This window comes from Planotetraspora sp. A-T 1434 (assembly GCF_025420585.1).
GTDB lineage: Bacteria > Actinomycetota > Actinomycetes > Streptosporangiales > Streptosporangiaceae > JAOEGB01.
Map to the genome: position 1 here is coordinate 39,765 of NZ_JAOEGB010000036.1, position 22,783 is coordinate 62,547.

Below are 22,783 nucleotides of genomic sequence, written 5' to 3' on the forward strand. Positions count from 1 at the left end.
GTCTCACGGCGAGATTCGCCGCGGACTGGTGGAGATGTGCTGGCCGACACGCTTGACCAGCATGGCCATCTCGTAGGCGATGTGGCCGACGTCGGCGTCGGAGGCGGCCAGCACGGCGAGGCAGGTGCCCTGCCCGGCGGCCGTTACGAACAGGAACGCCGACTCCATCTCGACGATGGTCTGGCGCACCTCACCACCGCCGAAGTGCCGTCCCGCGCCGCGTGCCAGGCTCTGGAAGCCGGCGGCGACCGCGGACAGGTGCTCCGCGTCCTCCCGGCTCAGCCCCTGGGAGGCTCCCACGACGAGACCGTCCGTAGAAAGAATCACCGCCTGGCGGACGGCGCCGACCCTGCTGATGAGATCGTCGAGCAGCCAGTTGAGTTCGCCAGTCGATGTCACGTTGCCGGTCATGCGTCACCCTTCTCGCCGTGCGTGTTGTATGAGTGGTCGCCGGGCTCGCGGTGGCCCTGCGGCTCGGACTCCTCGCGGCCGCGCCGGGCCCCCTGCTGGAAGGCGGAGAACATGGCCCTCGCCTCCTCCGGGGACCGCTCCTCGGGGGTCGTAACCGGAACCTGCGAGGGCTGGGACCGCTCGCGGAGCTGGGGAGCGATGTTGGCCTGGCGGACGCGGCGGGGCAGCCCGGCGTGCGTTCCGTTCGAGGCGAGGCCCCTCGCCCTCGAAGGCTGCGCCCCAGAGCCATGTGACCCGGAGCCATGTGACCCGGAGTTGCGCGATCCGGAGCCGTTTGATCCGGCCCCGTCGGAGCCGGACCCATTGGAGGCGGACCCATTGGAGGCGGACCCGTTGGACCCCGATCCCCTGGACCCGAACCCGTTGGAGGTGGCGCCGTTCGGCGGCGTGCTCGCCGAGGGGCTCCGGACGCTCGTGGAGGGCCGGGGGAAGCTCCGGGAGCGGCTGGGAAGGCTCGTGCCGGATCCAGTGGACGCCGCCGAGGGCTCCGCATATGGAGAGGCGGGCCATGCCGCATCGGGGGCGGACGCGGGCGACTGCTCGTCGTGGGACGCCGCGCCGGTGGTGTCCGCCCGAAGCGCCGCCGGGGTGAAGAAGGGCGAGGTGTCCGGGCCCTGTGCCTCGGAACCCTGTGCCTCGGAACCCTGTGCCTCGGAACCCTGTGCCTCGGAACCCTGTGCCTCGGAACCCTGTGCCTCGGAACCCTGTGCCTCGGAACCCTGTGCGTCGGAATCCTGCGTCTCGGACTTCTGCGGCTCGAGATCCTTTACCTTGGGGTCCCGCGTCCCCAGGGCCGTGGTTTCCGGGGCCGTGGTTTCCGGGGCTGCGGTTTCCAGGGCCGCCGTCTCCCGGCGTGACGGCTCCGGCCAGGACGGCGCGGTCGTCTCCCGCTCGCCGCGCCGCTCGGTCGTGGCAGGCCCGGTGAGGGCGTGCTTGGCATGCGCGCCCCGCACGCTGGATCCGGTGATCGCCTGCGGAGAGCCGTCCTCGGCCACGAGGGACCGGGGGACGAGCACGATGGCCGTCGTCCCGCCGTACGGCGAGTTGCGGAGGACCACGCGGACACCGTAACGGGCGGCGAGCTGGCCGACCACGAAGAGGCCCAGCCGGTCGCTGTCCGCCAGGTCGAACTCCGGCGGGTTCGCGAGCCGCTCGTTGATCTCGGCGTACTCCTCGTGAGTCAGGCCGAGGCCGCGGTCCTCGATCTCCAGGACCAGCCCGTTGGCGGCGAGGTCGCCGCGGACCTGCACCTTCGTCTGCGGGGGCGAGAAGATGGTGGCGTTTTCGACCAGCTCGGCGATGAGGTGGACGATGTCGGCCACGCTCGCGCCCGCGAGCGACGCGTTCGGCATCGGCAGCATCGAGATGCGGGTGTAGTCCTCGACCTCGGAGATCGCCGCGCGGACCACGTCGATGATCGGCACCGGCTTGCGCCAGGACCGGCCGGGCGTCGCGCCGGAGAGGATGATCAGGCCTTCGGCGTGGCGGCGCATGCGGGTGGTCAGGTGGTCGAGCCGGAACAGGTCCTCCAGGCCCTCTGGGTCGGTGGACCGGCGCTGCATGGCGTCGAGCAGCACGAGCTGCCGGTGCAGCAGGCTCTGCTTGCGCCGGGCCAGGTTGAGGAACACCTGGTTGACACCCCGGCGGAGGTTGGCCTGGCCGACGGCGGCCTCCACGGCCGTGCGCCGCACCGTGGAGAAGGCGTGGGCGACGTCCTCTACCTCGCTCGACCCGCCTCCCCGGACGGGCGGCGCCTCGGCGTCGACGTCGACCTCCTCACCGCGGCTCAGCTTCTCGACGACGCGCGGGAGCCGTACGTCGGCGAGGTCGAGCGCGGCGTGGCGCAGATCCGCGAGGTCGCCGACGAGACGGCGGCCGAAGCGGACGGAGAAGACGATCGTGGCGATGATCGCGACGAGGCCGAGGCCGCCGGCGATGGCGATGCGGGTCATGATGCCGCCGGCCACGGAGATGGAGCTCGCGTTCAGGGCGTCGGACGCCTTGACGCGGGCCAGGTCGAGCTGCCTTTCGACGGGCCCGACGGCGTCCTCCCACATCTCCTCGTTCTCCGGGGCGACGCCGCCGACGGTCTGCTGCTGAATGACGCGGTTCTCCAGCGCCGCGAACCGCTCAAAGACCGGGGAGCTCAGCACCTCCTCATACGGCTGGCGCATGCCGCCCTTGAGCACGGGCCGGTACTTCCGGTAGAGGAACCGCTGGTTCGCGACCCACGCGGCGAAGGCGTCGCGCTCGTCGTGAGTGAGTGAGCGGCCCGGCGCCACGCCGCAGATGAGGGCGTCCTCACGGGCGATCATCTCGTAGGCGTTGCCCATCGCCTGCATGGCGGCGCCCTGCTGGAAGACGCCGAGATCGGGCACCGAGACCAGTCGCTCGTAGACCGCGAAGAGCTGGTCCATCAGCCCGTTGTACGCGTTGATCGCCTGGAGCCGGTTGTACTTCCCGAGCGCGACCGAGTCGCGGATGTTCGGCAGGCGCTCCAGCGAGGTGAGCAGTGCACCGAGAGGGACCTTGAGGTCGGCGCTGATCGAGCCCTTGTCCATCTCGTCGCGGGCGGCCTGGCTGAACCTGCCGGCCGCGCCGGCGGTCCTCGCCTGTTGCGAGGTGAGGGCGGAGGCGGACTTCTTCCCGCCGAGCACCTCGGCGGTCAGCGCGCGCTCGGCCTGGAGTTGCAGCCCGAGGTCGGTGGAGGTCACGCCGACGGTGTCGTACAGCTTTTTGGCCCGCAGGAGCGCGAGCCCATCGCCAACCGTGAGATTAAGGACAAATCCCCACAAAGCGCTCAGCATCAGTAGGGGGAGTAGCAGCAGCAAGAAGATCTTGAACCGAATCGACCGGTTTCTTGAACCCATGGCCACTCCTGCAGTGCGTGGAGGCTCACGCCGCATTTATGGGGAAATGCACCTCCGGAAGATCGCACAGGAGACTAGCACCGATACAGTTCTGGCGCAGTGGAGGATCTGATGATTACCGTGATTACCGGGGCCAGCGACGGAATCGGTGCAGCTTCTGCGCTTGATCTGGCGAAGCGGGGGCACCAACTTGTGCTCGTGGGCCGGACGGCGGCCAAAGTGTCCGCTGTCGCGGACCGTGTCAAGTCGATCATCGGAAGCGCACCGGACACCCTTCTCGTCGACTACGCCTCGCTGGACGACGTCCGGAGACTGGCGCGCGACCTCCTCGACCGGTATGAGCGCATCGACGTCCTGGTGAACAACGCCGGGGTCATGACCTCCGACCGGCGCGTGACCGCGGACGGCCACGAGCTGATCATGCAGGTCAACCATCTGGCGCCGTTCCTGCTGACCAACCTGCTCTTCGACCGGCTCAAGGCATCCTCCGCGAGGGTCGTCACCACGTCGTCGCAGGCGGCGAAGACGGGCCGCCTCGACCCGGACGACCTCTCCCGCGAGCGGCGCCGCTGGAACGGATGGCTGCAGTACGGCGACTCCAAGCAGGCCAACGCGCTGTTCACGGTGTCGCTGGCCGAGCGCGGCCTGGCCGCCACGTGCCTGCATCCCGGTGTTCTCAAGACCGGCTTCGCGGCCGGGACGTTCTTCATGAAACTCGTGACGCACGTGCCCGGCATGGGAGAGCCGGTGGAGGCCGGGGGGAGCCGCATCGCCCATCTGGCGAGCCACGCCGACGGCGCCGGCCACCCGGGGCGGTACTTCGTCAAGAACGCCCCCGCCGCCGTTCCCGCGCGGATGTCGGACCCCGCCCTGGCCGAGGCGCTGTGGTCCGCCAGCCTCGCCGCCACCCACCTCCCCCCTTCGCCGTGATCATGCACAGGTTCCCGTAAATGCCCCGCGACCGGCCCCGTCGTGGGTTGTGATCATGCACAGGTTCCCGTGCTGGCGTGCTGAGCTGCGGAAACCAGTTCCGTGATCATGTAGGGGCTTCAACGGTCGAGAGTTCCCGGAATGTTCGTCCGCCGTTGCCTACGGGGACAGACGGGCGGTCGTTAGGGTCCGGCTTCGTGACCGCGCCCGCTGCCGCCCGACCCCTGACCGCCCGGCCCCTGACGGCTTTCCGGGACCCGCTCCTGGACAACGCCAAGTTTCTGGCGATCATCCTGGTGGTCTCCGGACACCTCATCGAGGACCTCCGGGACGTCCCCGCGGCGCACGCGCTGTACTTCTTCGTCTACGTCTTCCATATGCCGCTCTTCATCGTCGTCAGCGGCTACTTATCACGAAATTTCACTTTCTCGGCGGGCAAGGCGCGCAAGCTCATCAGCGGCCTGGCCGTGCCGTACGTGATCTTTGAAGTGGCCTATTCGCTGCCGCGCTATTTCCTGTACCACAAGCTGGAGATCAGCCTGCTCGATCCGTACTACCTGACGTGGTTCCTGATGTCGCTGTTCCTCTGGCGGCTTTCCACGCCGGTGTGGCAGCAGTTGAGGTGGCCGCTCGGGATCGCGGTGGCGCTGTCGCTGCTGTCGGGGACGAGCGCGCTGCCGGACGAGCTGTCCATGAACCGCACGCTCGGGCTGCTGCCGTTCTACGTGCTCGGACTCATGCTGAAGCCCGAGCACCTCGACGTCCTCCGGCGGCGATGGGCCCGGTTGACGGGCGCGGCCGTCCTGGTCGCCGGTCTCTGCGTCGCGGCGGCCGTACATGGACAGATCGCTACCGAATGGATCCGCTGGCGGCACTCGAACCATCAGATCGGCGTCGACGATCTCAGCGGCAGCCTGATCCGGCTCGCCATGCTGGCGGCGGGGGCGCTGCTGGTGGCGGCGTTCCTCGCGGTCACGCCGAGCCGCCGGGCCTGGTACACCTCGCTCGGGGCCGCCACCATGTACGCCTACCTGCTGCACGGCTTCGCCGTGAAGGTGACGGAACGGTTCCACGCCGCGCTGGTCAACCCCGCCGGAGTGGTGGCGATGATCGCGCTCGGCGCGCTCCTCGCGACGGTGCTCTGCACCCCACCGGTCAGGCGGGTCACCAAATGGGCGGTCGAGCCCGACATTTCCTGGGCCTTCACCCAGCTCAGGCGTCCCGCAAAGCGTGCCGCTCCAGAAGCCGCACAGGAACCCGCACAGGAAGCCGCGCCGGAAGCCGCGCCGGAACGCGCACAGGAACCCGTGCCGGAACGCGCACAGGAACCCGCGCTGGAAGCCAAGCGGGAATCCGTGGCGGAAAACATCAGAAAGGCGGAACGCACGGGGTGATCCGCCCGTTGTCGGGGTGACGATGAATCGCGCAACGCGGTACGGCAGGGCGTTGGGGAACTATTGTCCGGGCGGCTGTCGTGACGCGTTATTACGGGGTAACGTGCGCATTCGCGGTGAATGTAAAGACGACGGGGTGACACGGGTTGGTCGGCAGGCAGGGCAGGGTCACGGGCAAGATCGGCCCAGGCCTTGTCGGTGAGGTCATGGTGCCGATCCGCGGGGGTGTCGAGGCGTTCTACGCCTATCCGAGCGTGCCCGACGAGGAGATCGCGGTCGGCGCGCTCATCATCGTCGTGGAGTACTCACCGCCGCGTACGGTCTACGTCGCTCGCGCGGTCGTCTGACTCCCTCTCAGCTCCCCCCAAAATCTCTCAGCTCCCCCCAAAATCGCGGAGGCACGCATGCCTACGGAGTTCCTTGTCCTGGCCGGAGCGGTAATCGTCGCCCTGGTCATCGTCACCATGCTGTTCAAGGCCGTATGGCGGGTCGCCGAGCCCAACGAGGCGCTCATCATCTCGGGCCTCGGCGCCCGGTCGAGGAACGAGCTGGCCGACAGCCTCGGCTTTAAGATCGTCACAGGTAAGGGCACCGCCGTGCTGCCCGGGTTCCAGACCGCCCGCCGGCTCCGGCTGGACAGCCGGGCCACCAACCTGCAGGTCTCCTGCGTCACCCAGCAGGGCATCCCGGTCCACGTGCGCGGTGTCGTGATCTACAAGGTGGGCGACGACTTCGCCAGCATCGCGAACGCGGCCCGGCGGTTCCTCGACCAGCAGGACTCCATGAACGGCGCCATCCACGAGCTGTTCACCGGCCACCTGCGCTCGATCATCGGCAACCTCACGGTCGAGGACCTCATCCTGAACCGCGAGCGGCTCACGAGCGAGGTGCGCGGCTCGGCCGCCGACGAGATGAGCAAGCTCGGCCTGGTCGTCGACTCGCTCCAGATCCAGGAGATCGAGGACGAGACCGGCTACATCACGAACCTCGGCAAGCCGCACGCCGCCAAGATCGCCGCCGCCGCGCGCATCGCCGAGGCACAGCGCGACCAGGAGGCGACCGAGGCCGAGCAGGTCGCCGCCGCCAAGAAGGCCGCCGCGATCCGGGAGTCGCAGATCCAGCAGGCCGGATATCAGGCCGAGGTGGACCAGGCCGCGGCCAAGGCGAGGCAGGCCGGGCCGCTGTCGGACGCCACCGCCCGCCAGGAGGTCGTCGTCCAGGAGACCAGGGCCGCCGAGCTGGAGGCCCAGCTCGCCGAGCAGCGGCTCCAGTCCCAGGTGCGCAAGCCGGCCGACGCCAAGGCGTACGAGACCGTGACCCTTTCCCAGGCCGAGCGCGACGCCCGCATCGCCCAGGCCGAAGCGGAGGCCCGCGAGACCGAGCTGCGGGCGGCCGCGCAGGCGTCGCAGGTCAAGCAGGCCGCCGCGGCCGAGGCCGAGTCGGTACGGCTCCGCGGTGAGGCCGCGGCGGCGGCCACCCAGTCGACCGGTCTGGCCGAGGCGGAGTCCGCGCGCGCCCGGGGTCTGGCCGAGGCGGAGGCCGCCAAGGCGAGGGGGCTCGCCGAGGCGGAGGCGATCCGCGCCCGGTCCGAGGCGCTGGCCGAGAACCAGGAGGCCGTCATCGCGCAGCAGCTCGCCGAGAACTGGCCGCAGATCGTCGAGGCGGGCTCGAAGGCCTTCGGCAACGTGGACCACATGGTCGTGCTGAACGGCGCCCAGGGCATCGAGGAGATGCTCGCGAAGGCGCTCACACTGGGCGGCACCGGCCTCGGCCTGGCCCGTTCCCTGCTGGCCAACGGAACCCCGGCAGGCCTGAACGGCGCCGTGCCCCCCGCGACGCCCCCCGCCACAAAGCCGGTCGACTCCGCCTCCTGACCTCGAGCCTCCTAACCCCCGACGCCACAGCGACGCCCCCGCGACGCCCCCGCGACGCCCCCGCGACGCCCCCGAGACGAAGCCGGTCGGCTCCGCGCCCTCCTGGCCCGTCTCCCGGCCCGTCTCCTGAGCATCGCGTACGGCTCCCGCTCTCGCGTACGGCTCCCGCCCACGGGGGGCGGGAGCCCGTACGGATCTCCGGGCAGATCGGCTCTTGCTCGTGGTGCTATTCGGAGTTACCTTCATGAGCGGTGTGCCGGGAAGCCTGGTCGGCAGTGAGTGTCCTGTCCCTATGAGGCCCTCCTGGAGGTGCCATGGACGTGCTCTGGTTGACCGTAGCCGCCGGAGTCCTCATCGCTGCGATCGTCTTGTTCAAGCTGATCTGGCGGGTGGCCGAGCCCAACGAGGCGATCATCATCTCGGGCCTCGGCGCCCGGGGGCGGAACCGCGACACCGCCGACAGCCTCGGCTTCAAGATCGTAACTGGAAAGGGCGCCCTGGTGCTGCCCGGATTCCAGACCGCGCGCAGGCTCTCGCTCGACAGCCGGGTATCGGAGCTGCAGGTCTCCTGCGTGACCAAGCAGGGCATCCCGGTCCATATCACCAGCGTGGTGATCTACAAGGTCGGCGACGACTACGCCTCGATCGCCAATGCGGCCCGCCGGTTCCTCGACCAGCAGAAGAAGATCGACGACAAGACCCACCAGCTCTTCGCGGGCCATCTGCGCTCGATCATCGGCAATCTCACCGTCGAGGATCTGATCGTCAACCGTGAAGCGCTGACGAGTGAGGCCCGTTCGTCATCGGCCGACGAGATGGGCAAGCTGGGCCTGGTCGTGGACTCGCTCCAGATCCAGGAGATCGAGGACACGACCGGGTACATCATGAACCTCGGCAGGCCCCACGCCGCGGCCATCTCCGCCACCGCCAGGATGGCCGAGGCGCGGAGCAACCAGGAGGCCACCGCGGCCGAGCAGGAAGCCGAGATCAAGAAGGCGGCGGCCGTACGGCAGGCCAGGATCCAGCAGGCCGGATATCAGGCGGAGGTGGACCGAGCGTCGGCCGTCGCGAGGCAGGCGGGGCCACTCTCGGAGGCGACCGCCCGCCAGGAGGTCGTCGTCCAGGAGACGAAGGCGGCCGAGCTTGAGGCGCGGCTCGCCGAGCAGCGGCTCGAAGGCCAGGTCCGCAGGCCGGCGGACGCGCGGGCGTACGAGACGGTGACGCTGGCCGAAGCCGACAGGAAGGCCCAGGTGTCGCGCGCCCAGGCCGAGGCGGAGGGCATCCGGCTGCGCGGCGAGGCCGAGGCGGACGCTGCGAGGGTGCGCGGTCTCGCGGAGGCTGAGGCGGCCCGGGCGAAGGGCCTCGCCATCGCCGAATCGATCAAAGCGCGGGCGGAGGCACTCTCCCAGAACCAGGAGGCGGTGGTGGCCCAGCAGCTCGCCGAGCGGTGGCCAGAGATCGTCGAGGCGGGCGGGAAGGCCCTGGGGAACGTCGACCACATGGTCATCCTCAACGGCGCTCAGGGCATCGAGGAGACCCTGGCCAAGGTGATCGCGCTCGGCGGCACCGGCCTCGGCGTCGCCCGCTCCCTCCTGGCCAACGGCACCCCAGCCGGCCTCAACAGCAGCCTGAACGGCAGCCTGGACGGCAGCCTGAACGGCAGCCTGGACGGCAGCCTGAACGGCAGCCTGGACGGCAGCCTGAACGGCAGCCTGGACGGCAGCCTGAACGGCAGCCTGGACGGCACGGAATCTGCGGCACCCCAGGCACCCCCTCCGGCGTGATCATGCTCGGGTTCCCGTGGCCTGCTCGGACCTGCCCAAACGTCGCACGTGATCATGCGCACGTTCCCGCGCGTGCCCACTGACCTCAGCCCTGGACCTTCGTGATCATGCAGTCCGACATTTTCAGGACTGCATGATCACAAGTCGCGAGTTCGCAGCTTGAGACGCTTCGGAGGAATCCCTGCCAGATCACGAACGGCAAACGCCCAGCGTGTTCCGCGTACGCGGGAACCTGTGCATGATCACGGCGGTAAATAAGGGGGGGTCAGATGAGGACGTGGGGCTCGGGGTTGCCGGCGAAGCTGAACTGGGCGTTACGGGTCAGCTTGTAGTCGGGAGCCTGCCAGGTGTGGGCCGTGGCGTCCGAGCCCCGCATGTAGATGAAGTTGAACCGGTCGGCCGAGTAGATCCGGACGCCCTCCTCCTTGCAGCGCCGTACGAGCCGGGTGTCCTCGCCCGCGTTCACCGGCTCGAACGGCATGGACCGCAGCAGCTCCGCCCTGGCCACGATCGTGGCTCCCTGGATGAGGTGGGCGTACCGGTGCTCCAGCCCCGGCAGCCGGAAGACGGTCACGTTCTGGTCCGGGAAGTACGTGTAGTGCGCCCCCTTGCCGACCATGTCGGCGTCCGCGTAGTCGAACGAGCGGAGCAGGTCGGACAGGTAGTGCTCGCCGTAAATGTTGTCGTCGTCCATCTTGGCGATCAGCTCGCCCTCGGCGCGGGCGATGCCGTGGTTGAGCACCTCGCCGAGCGTCCACGCCGGATCGGCCGTGAGGACCTTCACGGCGGGCACGCCCGCGGCCAGTGCCTTGTCCCGGATCACCGCCGGGTCCTCGGAGAGGCCGTGCAGGACGAGGACGAGCTCCAGGTTGCGGTGGCGCTGCCGGGCGACCTGGCTGATCGCGTGTTCGAGCTGGCCGGCCCGGTTCGTCGGCAGCACGACCGACACCGACCGCTCACGGGAGACCACCGGACGCCCGAGGTCGGTGAGGATCTGGTCCACCCGGTGGGCGAAGAGGTGCTTGTCGAAGACCTCGCGCATGGCCAGGTGCGCCTGGCGGGCCCGTAGCTCGGGGCTGTTGATGAAGTACAGCGCCCGGTTGTAGGCCTCTTCCTGCGAGTGGGCGACCGGGATCAGCGGCCCGAAGGTCTCCTCGATGGCCCGCGACCAGCCGGAGAGCACGGTCGTCGAGCAGGCCGACAGCTCGAACACGCGGCGCGCGCACATCGTCGGCGAGTCGATCACCGAGTTCACGTTCAGGAAGACCTTGTACATCTTGTACGCCGCCAGCATCTGCTCGTACGGCAACTCGCCCACGATGTGCGGGCGGTATTCCTCGGGCCAGGCGTACTTGTCGTCCACCGAGCCGTTGCGGGCGAAGATGTGCAGGCCGAGCTCCCGCGTGGGCGCGAGGACGGTCTCCATCTGCTCGCGCCGCTCGGGGTGCTTGTCGCGGAAGTACATCCCGGCGAAGACGATGTCGTACGGCCGGCCCTGCTTGGTCTGGATCGGGTTGTGGATCCGGGGCTGGGCCGCGAACTGCAGCACACCGACCCGGTCGTGTCCCAGAATTTCGCGATATTTCGGCACCATGTCGCCGTCGCACGTGTACACGTAGTCGAACAGCTTGGCCGTGTCGATGAAGAAGTCGAAGTTGGGCGGGTCCTCCTTGTTCCAGAAGACCGTCGGGATGCCCTCGGAGCGGCACCAGGCCACCAGGTCGCGCAGCTCCTGCTTGGGGGCGTTCGTCCCGGTCATCTGGTAGCGCCAGCGGCCCTGGTTCCCGTGCCACGCCGACTCGCAGAACAGCACCTCCGGGCGCCTCTCCGCGAACACCTCACGCCAGTCCGTCAGCCCGAACTCGATCTGGTCCCATTCGTACCGGAACGCCATCCGGGAGAAGTCGTCCAGGATCACGGCCACCCGGAGATCCGGCCGCACCACCGGGCCGTCCGGCCACTGCAACGAGGGGATCTTCACCTCGGGACCCCTGGCCTCCGCCAGCTCGGCGGCCTCGACCACCGACATGGGCGCCTTGGGGCTCTTGCGCTCCTTCATCGCCTTGCTGAGGTCTCGCGGGAGCCGTACGAACCGGGTGGGCTTCGCGGCGCCGGTGAGCGCCTGGGCGACGCGGTAGGGGCGCTGGGTCTGGGTCGCCTTGAGCTTCCAGATGGCGTAGTCCGCCCGGGCCTCCTGGGTGGCGAGCTTCTTCTCCAGCTCGCGGATCCGCTGCTCGTAGCGCTCGACGATCTTGCGCTCCTCCGGCAGCCAGTTCACCGGCCCCAGGCGCTGAAAGCGGGGCTCTTCAGGAGTCTCGTCGGTGCCAGCCATGCTTCCCCCTCGTCAGAGAAGAGTCATCGTACGGCTGTCGCCGCCACCTTTGTGCCGTTTTGTACGGCTTGATCAAGCGACCAGAACGCTACGAGACCTTGCCGCGGGCGGCCGGGGAGAGGTTGTCGCCCCTCAGCCAGGCCGCGATCACCCGGGCGATCCTGGGCCCGGCCGCGCCGTCCCACAGCGGCGGCAGTTCGCCGCTCGGCGTCGCCGCGCCGTCCGCCAGCGCCTTGGACGCCGCCGCCGGCAGCGAGGCGGGGGTGACCAGCCGGTTCGTGCCGTGAGTGACCGTGATGGGCCGCTCGGTGTTGGGGCGGACCGTCAGGCACGGGACGCCCAGCATGGTGGTCTCCTCCTGCACGCCGCCCGAGTCCGTCACGACCAGCGCCGCGCCGCGGACCAGGGACAGGAAGTCGACGTATCCCAGCGGGTCGACGATGCGCAGCCCGGGCCCGTCCACCAGCCCGGCCTCGGCCAGCCGCCCACGCCCGCGCGGGTGCAGCGGCACGATGATCGGCACCTGCTCGGCGACCCCGAGCACCGCGTTCACGAGCTCGCGCGCCGACTCCGGGTCGTCCACGTTGGCCGGCCGGTGGAGCGTGGCGACGGCGTAACGGCCGGACACGCCGAGGCGCTCCTGGACCGGGGCGGGGTCGAGCTTCGGCAGCGCGGAGAAGAGGCTGTCGATCATGGGGTTGCCGACCAGGTGGACCTTCGCGGGGTCCACGCCCTCGTTCGAGAGATGGGACAGGGCCTCGGGCGAGGTGGCGAACAGCAGGTCGGAGAGGGCGTCGGTGACGACCCGGTTGACCTCCTCGGGCATCTCCCGGTCGAACGAGCGCAGGCCCGCCTCGACGTGCGCCGTCGGCACGTGGAGCTTGGCGCAGACGAGGATCGCCGCGAGCGTGGAGTTCACGTCCCCGTAGACGACCACCAGTGAGGGGTTGTGCTCCAGCACGACCTCTTCGAGGCCGGTCAGCAGGGCCGCCGTCTGCCGGGCGTGTGAGCCGGACCCGACGCCCAGGTTGGCGATCGGCTCGGGCAGGCCGAGGTCGGCGAAGAAGACGTCCGACATCAGCGCGTCGTAGTGCTGGCCGGTGTGGATGATGCCCTGACGGACCCCGAGCTCGGCCAGCCCGCTCACCACGGGGGCGGCCTTGACGAAGTTGGGCCGGGCGCCCAGCACGTGCAGGACGAGGGGGTTGTCCCTCATTGACCTCGCCTTTCATCTGGACGTTCAACACACTGGGGGCAAACGTTGCCTATGGTACGGTCACGCCGTGGAATCCGAGGCCAACAAGCCCTCACAGGTGTCGCCCAAGTCGGCGAAGGCCGGCTTCCGGGGGTTTCTCCGCGGGTTCGTGAAGAATCCCGTCGTCGTCTCCCGGATCTTCGTGAGCAAGGTGAAATCCGATCCCGTGCGCGTCGCGCAGGCCGCCGCCGACGCGATGCCGGCCCGGATGCGCCCCGTCGTGGGCCGCGTCGCCTGGCCGGCCGCCCGCTACGTGAGGGTGACCGCTCGCAAGATCGTCCGGCGTATGGCCGACGGGCCGCTGGAGTCGGCCAAGGTCCACTTCGAGGCCGGGCGGATGACGCAGGCCGTCAAGGTGCTGCGCCCGCACGCCAGGTGGCCGTTCATCCGCCGCAGGATCGCCTACTACGAGGGCGAGATGGCCGCCATCGGGCCCGACCCGATCCCGCCGAAGCCCAAGGTCATCATGGGCGAGCGGGTGCCCGGCCGGGTGCTCCACATGGTCACCAACGCCCTGCCGTACACGCAGGCGGGCTACACCGTCCGGACGCACCGCATTGTCACCGCCCAGCTCAGGGCGGGGCTCGACCCCCACGTCGTGACGAGCTGGGGCTGGCCGATGCTCCAGGGCCACACCGAGGCCGAGCCGTACGAGGAGATCGACGGCGTGCCCTACTACCGGCTGCTGCCGAAGGGCGACGTGCCGTTCGAGAGCCGCGGCCGGATGATCCGCGGCGCGACGGACGTGTCCGAGCTGGTGCGCACGCTGCGGCCGCAGGTCCTGCACGCCGCCACCGACCACCGCAACGGCTCCGTCGCGCTCGCCGTGCGGGAGCGGACGAACACGCCGTTCGTGTACGAGGTGCGCGGCTTCCTGGAGGAGACCTGGACCTCCCGTGACCCCAAGCGGATCGGCAGCGAGCGCCACCTCATGCAGCGCGAGCGCGAGGCGCACATCATGCGCGAGGCCGACGCCGTCGTCACGCTGGCCGAGACGATGGCGGCCGAGATCGTCGAGCGCGGCGTCCCCCGGGAGCGGATCTTCCTCGCGCCCAACGCGGTGGACGACTCGCTGCTCACCGCCGACTACGACGGCGCCTCCTTCCGCGAGATGTACGGCATCGCCAGGGGCGAGATCGTCGTCGGGTCGGTGTCGAGCATCGTCGGCTACGAGGGCTTCGCGACGCTGCTGAGCGCCGCCGCGCTGCTGAGGGACGGCGGGACGCCGGTCAAGGTGCTCCTCGTGGGCGACGGGGCCGAGCGGCCCGCGCTGCTCGCCCAGGTCGAACGGCTCGGCCTGAAGGACGTCGCGATCCTCCCCGGAAGGGTCGGGCCGGAGGAGGCCCTCCAGGCCCAGGCGGCGATCGACATCTTCGTCTGCCCGCGCGAGGACCTGCGGGTCTGCCGCCTCGTCACGCCGCTCAAGCCGGTCGAGGCGATGGCGCTCGGCAAGCCGGTCGTGCTCAGCGACCTGCCCGCGCTGTCGGAGCTGGTGGGGGCGGAGGGAGCCGGGTTGCTGGTGCCGCCGGGCGACCCGTCCGCGCTCGCCAAGGCCCTGGCGGCGCTGCGCGACGACCCCGAGCGGCGGCGGACCATGGGCGAGGCCGGGAAGGCCGAGGTCGCGGCCCACCGGACGTGGAGCAGCCTGGCCCGGACCTATCGAGCGATTTACCAATCGCTGACCGATGCCTGATAAACACCAGAACGACGGATGTGGCACATCAGGCATCCTTGGTGCCGACTTGAGATAGCCTTTGCCACCATGAAGTGTTGTTTCCGCCCCGACGTTTCCCGCCAGGTGCAATCGTGACAGCCTTCGATCTCACGATCATCGGGCTGGGATACGTGGGCATGCCGCTGGCCAAGGAGGCCACGGCGGCCGGCCTGCGGGTGGCCGGCCTGGACGTGGACCCCCGCAAGGTCGACGCGCTCAACGCCGGCCGGTCCTACATCGACGACCTGACCGACGCGGATCTCGACGCGATGCTCGCGGGCGGCTTCACCGCCACGCTCGACGCCTCCGTCCTCGCCCGCTCGGGCACCATCGTCATCTGCGTGCCGACGCCGCTGGACGACGACCACCGGCCGGACCTGTCCGCCGTCGAGGGCGCGACCAGGACCGTCGCCGAGCACCTCCAGGCGGGCACGCTCGTCGTGCTGGAGTCCACCACGTGGCCCGGCACCACCGACGAGGTCGCGCGGCCCATCCTGGAGAAGTCCGGGCTGGTCGCGGGAACCGACTTCCACCTGGCGTTCTCGCCGGAGCGGATCGACCCCGGCAACTCGAAATTCGGCCTGAGCAACACTCCCAAGGTCGTCGGCGGCTACACGACGGCGTGCAAGGAGCGGGCGTCTGCCTTCTACTCACAGTTCGTCGAGCGGGTCGTGCCCGTGAGCGGCACCCGTGAGGCCGAGATGGCCAAGCTGCTGGAGAACACCTACCGCCACGTCAACATCGCGCTCGTCAACGAGATGGCGATCTTCTGCGACGAGCTGGGCGTGAACCTGTGGGAGGCCATCGAGGCGGCCTCCACCAAGCCGTTCGGCTTCCAGAAGTTCCTCCCCGGCCCGGGAGTGGGCGGTCACTGCATCCCGGTCGACCCGTCGTACCTGTCGTACACGGTCCGCAAGCTCGGCTACCCGTTCCGGTTCGTCGAGCTGGCCCAGGAGATCAACGAGCGGATGCCGTCCTACGTGGTCGCCCGCGTGCAGCGGCTGCTCAACCGGGCCCGCAAGCCGGTGAACGGCTCCCGCGTGCTGCTGCTCGGCGTGACCTACAAGCCGGACATCGCCGACGAGCGCGAGACGCCCGCGATCCCGGTCGCCGAGGCGCTCCTGGAGCTCGGCGCGGAGCTGGTCTTCTGCGACCCCTACGTGAAGGAATGGTCGGTCGAGGGCACGGCGGTCCCCCGCGAGGAGGATCTCGCCACGGCCGTCGCGGACGCCGACGTGACCGTGCTGCTCCAGCAGCACTCGGCATTCGATCTCGACGTGGTGGAGGACCGGGCGCGGCTCGTGCTGGACACTCGGGGCGTTCTCTCCCCGAGCGATCGCGTCGAGCGGCTGTAGGAAGGGCCCGCGCGTGCACGTGCTCGTCATGACGGTGGTGCATCACCCCGAGGACGCCCGGATCCTGCACCGGCAGATCCGCGCGCTCGTCGACGCCGGACATGAGGTCACGTACGCCGCGCCGTACACCGCGCGCGGGGTCGTCCCGCGCTCCTGGGTGACCGGGGTGGACCTGCCGAGAGCGGCCGAGCGGCGCCGGTTCGCCGCCGTCCGGGCCGCGCGCCGGCTCTTCAAGAGCATGCGCGGCAAGGTGGACCTGGCGCTCATCCACGACCCCGAGCTGCTGCTCGCGGTGGCCGGGGTGCGCAAGCGCCCGCCCGTCGTGTGGGACGTCCACGAGGACACCCCGGCGACGCTCTCGCTCAAGCCGTGGCTGCCCTCGTTCCTCCGGCCGCCGATGCGGTTCCTCGCGCGGCTCCTGGAGGGCACGGCGGAGCGCCACCTGCACCTGCTGCTCGCCGAGACGGCCTACGCCGGGCGCTTCAAGCAGGCCCACCTGGTCGTGCCGAACGAGACGTGGGTGCCCGACAGCGTCAGCCCGCCCGGCGACGACCGCGTGGTCTACCTCGGCTGGCTGTCGGAGGCCAGAGGAGTCCAGGAGGCCATCGAGGTGGCCCGGCTGCTCCAGCCCCACCGGGTGGCCGTCGAGCTGATCGGGTACGCCGACCCGCAGACCCGCCCCATCCTCAACGACGCGGTCGAGCAGGGCGTCCTGGAGTGGCGTGACTTCATGCCGAACGACGAGGCGCTCAAGCGGCTCGACGGGGCGCTCGCGGGGCTGTCCCTTCTCCACGACGAGCCCAACTACCGCCACTCCATGCCGACCAAGATCGTCGAGTACATGGCCCACGGCATCCCGGTGATCACGACCCCGTCACCGCGGGCCGTCGAGCTCGTGGAGCGTTACCAGTGCGGAGTGGTGGTCCCCTGGCAGGACGCCGAGGCCGTGGCGAGGGCGGTCCTCGACCTGAGGGACAACAGCGCGGAGCGGCGAGCCACGGGCGCCCGGGGGTACGCCGCCGCGCGGGCGAACCACCACTGGCCCAACTCCGCCCGCCGGTTCGTGACACAGCTCGAGGCCTGGGCGGGCGTCAAGCACTGACGCTCTGCACCGACCCCCGAAGCGAGCACCGACTCCCTGAACCGATCCGGATTGTCCCTCCACGACGGGCGGTAGTGTCCTGAACGTGCGCTGGCTCACCTTGATCCTGGGCGTGGCCATCCTCGCGGGTGTCGCGTCCGTCGTGATCGTTCTGCGGGACGGGAAGCCCGACTCCCACACGGTCAACGCGGGACTCACCTCCCCGGCGACACCCTCGAACTCAGTGAAGTCCTCCGGGAAGCCCTCCCTGAAGCCCTCAGCGAGCGCGTTCACCGATCCGTGCGGAACGTTCGAAACGGCGGCGGCCACGCCGTACCCGGTGGGCGGCTACTTCGTCATCCCGACCTCGGACCCGTGCACCTGGCGCCGCCAGCTCCAGGCCATCCACCGGGTCGGCGGCGACACGGTCGTGCGGCTCGGCTTCGGCCTGTCCCCCCGGCAGGTGGACGCCGACGGCCGGATCCTGGAGAAGCAGGACGACAAGGACCCGCAGAAGGAGCTCAAGCCCGACGGCCGCTACGCCGTCTGCGTGGAGAACGGGCTCACGTGCGTGCAGGCGGCCGACAAGGACCTCAAGGCCGCCAACCCGGGCAACCGGATCACCTGGACGTACGTCTACCGGACCGACGAACAGTACGGCCCGGGCGTCTTCCGCTGCCCCACGATGGAGCACAAGATCGTCATTGGGACCTCGGTGTTCTACCGTCTGATCGCCCCCGAGGACGGCTCCGACGACCCGACGTGCGACTTCTCCTCCAAGGGCCGCGGCTATCACCTGATCCTGGTCTCGGCCGGGACGCAGGACAGCCTCAGCGAGCTGCTCGGCCTCGGTGACCGGTTCGGCATCAAGGTCTTCCCCGCGCTGCCCCTCGCGCCGCGCGACCCCGCCGAGACGACCCGGGCCGACCCGCGGCACGTCGGCACACTGACCACGCTGACCCGGCGGATCCTGCAGGACTACGGCGACCGCTTCAAGGGGCGGGAGTCGCTGGGCGGGGTCTACCAGCCCTTCGAGCTGCAGATCCGCGACTGGCCCGACCCGGCCAAGGTCCAGACCCTCCAGGTGTACGAGGAGCAGCACCTCATCGTCGAGCAGGAGCTGCCGGGCAAGCCCATCCTCGTCAGCCCGTACATCGACGCCCGCCGCCGGGTCGGGTACACCTCCACACCTGCGCAGGTCGCCAAGGGCTTCAAGGCCCTGGCCAAGACCGGCGTCGGGATCATCGCGCCCCAGGACGGCCGGGGCACCGGCAAGGTCGGCCTCTTCTGGCCCAACTGGAAGAACCAGGCCGTCGACGACCGGCTCAAGCCCGTCGTGGGCGAGAGTACGTACGCCACGGCCTACTACGGCGGGACCCGCGACTACTACCGGTTGATGTCCCAGGCCCGCCAGGAGCTGGCCCAGGAGGGGATCAACGTCCAGCTCTGGGCCAACCTGGAGGGCTTCGAGCCGTCCGGCTCCGAGCCCTGTGGCCGGCAGGGCACCCGTGGCCGGACCGACAAGCCCCGCCTGGACACCCAGGTGACCCTGGCCGGGCCGTACGTCTCGAAGATCATCTCCTACATGTGGAGCGACTTCTTCACCTGCGGCTCGCCGTCGCTGTCGGAGGAGATCGCCGCGGACTGGGACCGTCCCATCGCCATCGAGGCCGTCCGGCAGAAGCGGCAGATCCAGGACGGCCTGGAGATCCGCGGCTACCACCTGGGCGACGCCAAGGTCACGCTGAGCTGGAACGGCGTCGAGACGCCCCGGGTGGTCGACTCCGCGACGGTCGGCTGGCACGACCCCGCGCCCATCGAGGGCCTGCCCTCCGGCACCGAGAAGATCTGGATCCCGGTCGACTGGGCGAGCGTGCCCAAGGACGTCTGGGTGCGGGTCGAGGTCACCTCCTCCGATGGCCGCAAGGCCGCGGAGCCTGTGTACTTCCACAACGTCGGGTGACCCGCCCCACCCCGAAAGGCCGAGCACCGGCCCGCCTTCCGGTAGCGTGCCAATCATGATCCCGCGAATTCCGGTCAGCGTGGATCTGGTCGTGCTCACCGTCAGGGCCCAGGCGCTGAGCGCGCTGGTCTGGCGGCGTGACAGGCCGCCCTACGAGGGGCGGTGGGCGCTGTCCGGCGGCTTCATCCAGCTTGAGGAGGACCTGCCCGCCGCGGCGGCCCGTGTCCTGGCAGAGCGCGCCGGCCTCCCCGGCGCTCCCGTGCACCTGGAGCAGCTCCAGACGTACGGGTATCCCGACCGGGACCCCCGCCAGCGGGTGGTCAGCGTGGCCTATCTGGGGCTGGCCCCCGACCTGCCCGCGTCCACCGAGGCGCACATGAGCTGGCAGCCGGTCGCCTCCCTCACGGACATGGCCTTCGACCACCGGCGGATCATGCTCGACGGCGTTGAACGGGCCCGGGCCAAGCTGGAGTACACGTCGCTCGGCGCGGCCTTCTGCCCGCCGGAGTTCACCGTGGCCGAGCTGCGCCGCGTCTACGAGATCGTCTGGGGCCGCCCGCTCGACCCCCGGAACTTCCACCGCAAGGTCACCAAGACCGAGGGCTTCCTGATGCCCACAGGACGGACGACCACGAGGGACGGCGGCCGCCCCGCCATGCTGCACCGTCGTGGCCCCGCCGTACTGCTGCATCCCCCGATGCTCCGCGTCTGAGCCGCGGGCTCCTCTTCCACCTTGTCATGCACGCTCCCGAGCGTGATCTATGCCGATATATTCCTGCTCATGTTGGATTCGGCCCCCCGCGTTTCCGAACCGCCGGTCAAGGTGCCTGACTCGCGACGGCTGCGAGTTCTCGACCTGCTCCGGTTCTGCGCGGCGCTCGCGGTGGTGCTCTTCCATTACGGAGAGACGCGGGCCTGGGGCAGCACGCACGCCTTTCCCGCGCTGAGCGCGGTCACCATGTTCGGCGTGTACGGCGTGCGGCTGTTCTTCATCATCAGCGGGTTCGTGATCCTGATGAGCGCGTGGGGGCGCGGCCCGGGCGAGTTCGCCTCCTCGCGGATCGCGCGGCTCTATCCGGCGTACTGGGCCAGTGTGATCACCCTGGGCGCGCTCGCGGTCGGCGGCCTCATCACCGACCACCGGCCCACCTTCAGTGAGTTGCTCGCCAACCTGACCATGCTGCAACACGGACTGCGGATCCGCGACCTGGAGATCGTCTACTGGACGCTCTGGCCGGAGCTGGTCTTCTACGTCGTCATCACCTGCTTCGCCGCGATCGGCATCACCTACCGCCGCTGCCTCGCGTTCCTCGGTGGCTGGCTGTTCCTCCTGGTCATCGCCGAGCGGGTCAACGCGGACCTGATCCAGGCGGTGGTCATCCCGTTCAGCGCGCCGTACTTCATCGCGGGTATGGCCCTGTTCCTGATCCACCGATTCGGGGGGTCGGTCTTCCCCTGGCTGTTCGTGGGCGTCGGCTGGGTGCTGGGCGTCATTCAGGCGCTGAAGGACAACCCCACCGCCGTGCAGCGGTTCGGCGACGCGCTCGGGTCGGCCCTCGTGGTCGGGGTCGTCTCCCTCATCTTCCTCGTCATGATCCTGGTGGCGCTCGGCACGCTCGACTGGGTCGACTGGCGATGGCTGACCACGGTCGGGGCGCTGACGTACCCGCTGTACCTGTTCCACCACCACGTCGGGTTCCTGCTCATCGGCTGGCTGCGGGGCCCCCTGGGCAACTGGCTGGCACTCCCGGTGATCGTGCTGATCGCCCTCGGCGTCGCCTACGCGGTGCACCGGTTCGTGGAGACTCCCATGCAACCTCGGCTGCGGGCCGCGCTGGACCGCTCGCTCCGCGCGGACGGCGGCTACTTCCCCCGGGGCGGGTAGATCTCACCGCCGCGCAGTTCGCGGCCCTGCAGCAGCGTCGTGATCGTGACGAAGTGGTAGTCCTCCTTCTCCAGCTTCGTCAGCACGGCCGGTATGGCCTTGACCGTCTCCGGGACGATGTCGTGCAGCAGGATGACGCCGTTGCGCTTGGCCAACGCGAGCGTCCGCTTCCTGATGACGTCGACGTCGCGAGCCTGCCAGTCGAGGGTGGATCCGGTCCAGAGGATCTGCGACAGGCCGAGCTCTGCCATGAGCTGGCCGATCCGGTCGTTGGTCGCGCCGTTCGGCGGCCGCATCATCGTCGGCGCCTTGCCCACGGTCTGGGAGATGATGTCCGAGGTGCTCGTGACCTCGTTGAGCACCTCCTGGTCGGACAGCGTGGTGAGGTCCGCGTGGTCCCAGGTGTGGTTGCCGATGTCGTGGCCCTCGTCGACGATCCGCTGTGTCAGCTCCGGCCGGACCGCGACCTTCCGGCCGAGCAGGAAGAAGGTCGCCTTGGCCTTGTGCTTCTTGAGCGTGTCCAGCAACTCGGGCGTGTACGGCCACGGGCCGTCGTCAAAGGTGAGGGCGATGCACTTGTAACGGGCGCAGTAGGCCTTCTTCGTGGCCGTCGGCTTGGCCCCGGCGCCGGAACTCCCGCCACTCGCCGTCACCGCCCGTGCTGCCACCGCCCGTGCTGCCACCGCCCGTGCTGCCACCGCCCGTGCTGCCACCGCCCGTGCTGCCACCGCCCGTGCTGCCACCGCCCGTGCTGCCACCGCCCGTGCTGCCACCGACTGTGCCGCCACGGATTGTGCCGATATGGACCGTGCCGCCATCGACTGGACTGTCATCGACTGCGCCGCCACTGACTGTGCCGCCGGGACGACAAAGAGCCCGGCCGTGCAGACACCGGCCACCACAATCCTGACTTTCCGCCACATGCCGCCGAATCTTAGTGAAGGCCAAGAGGTACGGCGAGTTTCCACATGAGCTTCATGCAAGCCAATCCCTGCGCTCGGTATCCCAACGACCCAGCCGAGCGGAACTGTCTACTTCATCCCTTTATGGCTAATTTCGTGCGGTGCTGTCAGGCAGTACGGAACAGCGGCCACGCGCTCACCCCCAGTGGTCCCAGCGTCCATGGCGGTTCCAGCGCCCGCGCAGCCGAGCTGTCCGACGGTCCGGATCCGTGGTTCACGCGCTTATCAACGGGCGTCCCAGCACGCCGTGTGGTGGTGTCGTGGGCGCCCCGAGTCTGCGGGCCACGTGCTGCGCACGGGCGTCCAGCTTCCCTAGCAGCTCCAGTGAGCGCAGACCTGGCCGTCCGGCGGCCCGGGTGCGGTTATCGCATTCCCCGTCCTCCGAAAGCGGCCTGGTGTGGGAGCGTGGTCGACTTCTCGCGCTCAGGCGGCGTCGCGGCCTAACGAAGATCTCCTTCTGCGGCGCTAGGTAGATCTTTCCCGCGAAGCCCTGACCTGCGATTTTGTAGTGGATCAAGCTTAGGTTTTGTCATAGGTGCTGGATAGCGTGAGGGCAGTTCTTGAGGTCCGCTGGAGCCCGGGGGAGGTGTGTTTCGATGGTTGAGTCCCTGTTCGATGTGTTGGGTTCCCTTCGTGGGAGGGGTGCTTCCAGGCGCGGGTTGCCCGAGATCCTTAAAGGGACTGTGCTGGATCCTGACTATGTGCCGCCGCGGCGGTCCGCCGACGACCCGTCCTGCGACGTCTGGCAGCAAGCGCCGGGCGGCTGGGGGGCATACCGGAAGTTCGTCCGCGGGTCCTCCTCGCCCGCCGCCGGTAGCTCCGCTGGCACCTCTACTGGCACCGCCGCGAGCCCCTCCGGTCGCTCCGCCTCAGATGCTCCCGGCCCCTCCGCCGGCGTCCCCTCCGACCGTGC

The 22,783-nt window shown here is 69.6% G+C and carries 16 protein-coding genes and 1 pseudogene; 11 read left to right on the forward strand and 6 right to left on the reverse strand.

The window, feature by feature from the left end; genetic code table 11:
- Positions 1 to 3: 3 nt before the first annotated feature.
- Positions 4 to 411: a roadblock/LC7 domain-containing protein gene (locus N5079_RS32040; RefSeq protein ID WP_261587931.1), complete on the reverse strand. Its 408-nt coding sequence runs from the start codon at positions 409 to 411 to the stop codon at positions 4 to 6.
- Positions 408 to 3,341: a nitrate- and nitrite sensing domain-containing protein gene (locus tag N5079_RS32045; protein ID WP_261587932.1), complete on the reverse strand. Its 2,934-nt coding sequence runs from the start codon at positions 3,339 to 3,341 to the stop codon at positions 408 to 410. The genes N5079_RS32040 and N5079_RS32045 overlap by 4 nt, the downstream gene beginning before the upstream one ends.
- A gap of 111 nt (positions 3,342 to 3,452) precedes the next feature.
- On the opposite strand from N5079_RS32045, the gene N5079_RS32050 reads away from it, so the two are divergent.
- The 5 genes from N5079_RS32050 (at position 3,453) to N5079_RS32070 (ending at position 9,323) form a co-directional block, all read left to right on the forward strand.
- On the forward strand, positions 3,453 to 4,271 hold the full coding sequence (locus N5079_RS32050) for an SDR family NAD(P)-dependent oxidoreductase (RefSeq protein ID WP_261587933.1): 819 nt from the start codon (positions 3,453 to 3,455) through the stop codon (positions 4,269 to 4,271).
- A gap of 197 nt (positions 4,272 to 4,468) precedes the next feature.
- A complete protein-coding gene (locus tag N5079_RS32055; RefSeq protein WP_261587934.1) occupies positions 4,469 to 5,665 on the forward strand; it encodes an acyltransferase family protein in 1,197 nt (398 codons plus the stop codon).
- A gap of 146 nt (positions 5,666 to 5,811) precedes the next feature.
- The gene (locus tag N5079_RS32060) at positions 5,812 to 6,012 is read left to right on the forward strand and encodes a hypothetical protein (protein WP_261587935.1); all 201 of its coding nucleotides are present in this window, start codon (positions 5,812 to 5,814) and stop codon (positions 6,010 to 6,012) included.
- A gap of 57 nt (positions 6,013 to 6,069) precedes the next feature.
- Positions 6,070 to 7,539, forward strand: coding sequence for a flotillin family protein (locus N5079_RS32065; protein ID WP_261587936.1), 1,470 nt, complete (start codon positions 6,070 to 6,072; stop codon positions 7,537 to 7,539).
- Positions 7,540 to 7,853: 314 nt separating this feature from the next.
- Entirely contained in the window at positions 7,854 to 9,323 is a 1,470-nt protein-coding gene (locus N5079_RS32070; protein WP_261587937.1) for a flotillin family protein, read from the forward strand.
- A 265-nt stretch (positions 9,324 to 9,588) separates the two neighbouring features.
- Here the strand turns inward: N5079_RS32070 and N5079_RS32075 are convergent, their stop codons facing one another.
- On the reverse strand, positions 9,589 to 11,655 hold the full coding sequence (locus N5079_RS32075; protein WP_261587938.1) for a glycosyltransferase: 2,067 nt from the start codon (positions 11,653 to 11,655) through the stop codon (positions 9,589 to 9,591).
- A gap of 88 nt (positions 11,656 to 11,743) precedes the next feature.
- Entirely contained in the window at positions 11,744 to 12,871 is a 1,128-nt protein-coding gene (gene wecB / locus N5079_RS32080; protein ID WP_261587939.1) for a non-hydrolyzing UDP-N-acetylglucosamine 2-epimerase, read from the reverse strand.
- A gap of 67 nt (positions 12,872 to 12,938) precedes the next feature.
- Between wecB and N5079_RS32085 the strand changes: the two genes are divergently transcribed.
- The 6 genes from N5079_RS32085 (at position 12,939) to N5079_RS32110 (ending at position 20,908) form a co-directional block, all read left to right on the forward strand.
- Positions 12,939 to 14,603 carry a glycosyltransferase family 4 protein gene (locus N5079_RS32085; protein WP_261587940.1) on the forward strand — a complete coding sequence of 555 codons (1,665 nt, stop codon included), beginning with the start codon at positions 12,939 to 12,941 and terminating at the stop codon, positions 14,601 to 14,603.
- Positions 14,604 to 14,716: 113 nt separating this feature from the next.
- Positions 14,717 to 15,979 carry a nucleotide sugar dehydrogenase gene (locus tag N5079_RS32090; protein ID WP_261587942.1) on the forward strand — a complete coding sequence of 421 codons (1,263 nt, stop codon included), beginning with the start codon at positions 14,717 to 14,719 and terminating at the stop codon, positions 15,977 to 15,979.
- Positions 15,980 to 15,992: 13 nt separating this feature from the next.
- Positions 15,993 to 17,081, forward strand: a complete 1,089-nt coding sequence (locus N5079_RS32095; RefSeq protein ID WP_261587943.1) for a glycosyltransferase — start codon at positions 15,993 to 15,995, stop codon at positions 17,079 to 17,081.
- Between the two features lie 85 nt (positions 17,082 to 17,166).
- Positions 17,167 to 19,023, forward strand: a complete 1,857-nt coding sequence (locus N5079_RS32100; protein WP_261587944.1) for a DUF4434 domain-containing protein — start codon at positions 17,167 to 17,169, stop codon at positions 19,021 to 19,023.
- 55 nt (positions 19,024 to 19,078) lie between these two features.
- The gene (locus N5079_RS32105; protein WP_261587945.1) at positions 19,079 to 19,735 is read left to right on the forward strand and encodes an NUDIX hydrolase; all 657 of its coding nucleotides are present in this window, start codon (positions 19,079 to 19,081) and stop codon (positions 19,733 to 19,735) included.
- Between the two features lie 69 nt (positions 19,736 to 19,804).
- Positions 19,805 to 20,908: an acyltransferase family protein gene (locus N5079_RS32110; RefSeq protein ID WP_261587946.1), complete on the forward strand. Its 1,104-nt coding sequence runs from the start codon at positions 19,805 to 19,807 to the stop codon at positions 20,906 to 20,908.
- On the opposite strand, the gene N5079_RS32115 is transcribed toward N5079_RS32110, so the two are convergent.
- A complete protein-coding gene (locus N5079_RS32115; RefSeq protein WP_261587947.1) occupies positions 20,887 to 21,576 on the reverse strand; it encodes a polysaccharide deacetylase family protein in 690 nt (229 codons plus the stop codon). The two genes, N5079_RS32110 and N5079_RS32115, sit on opposite strands and share 22 nt — an antisense overlap.
- A 991-nt stretch (positions 21,577 to 22,567) precedes the next feature.
- Positions 22,568 to 22,783 (reverse strand): annotated as a pseudogene (locus N5079_RS32120) (hypothetical protein); the annotation flags it as partial.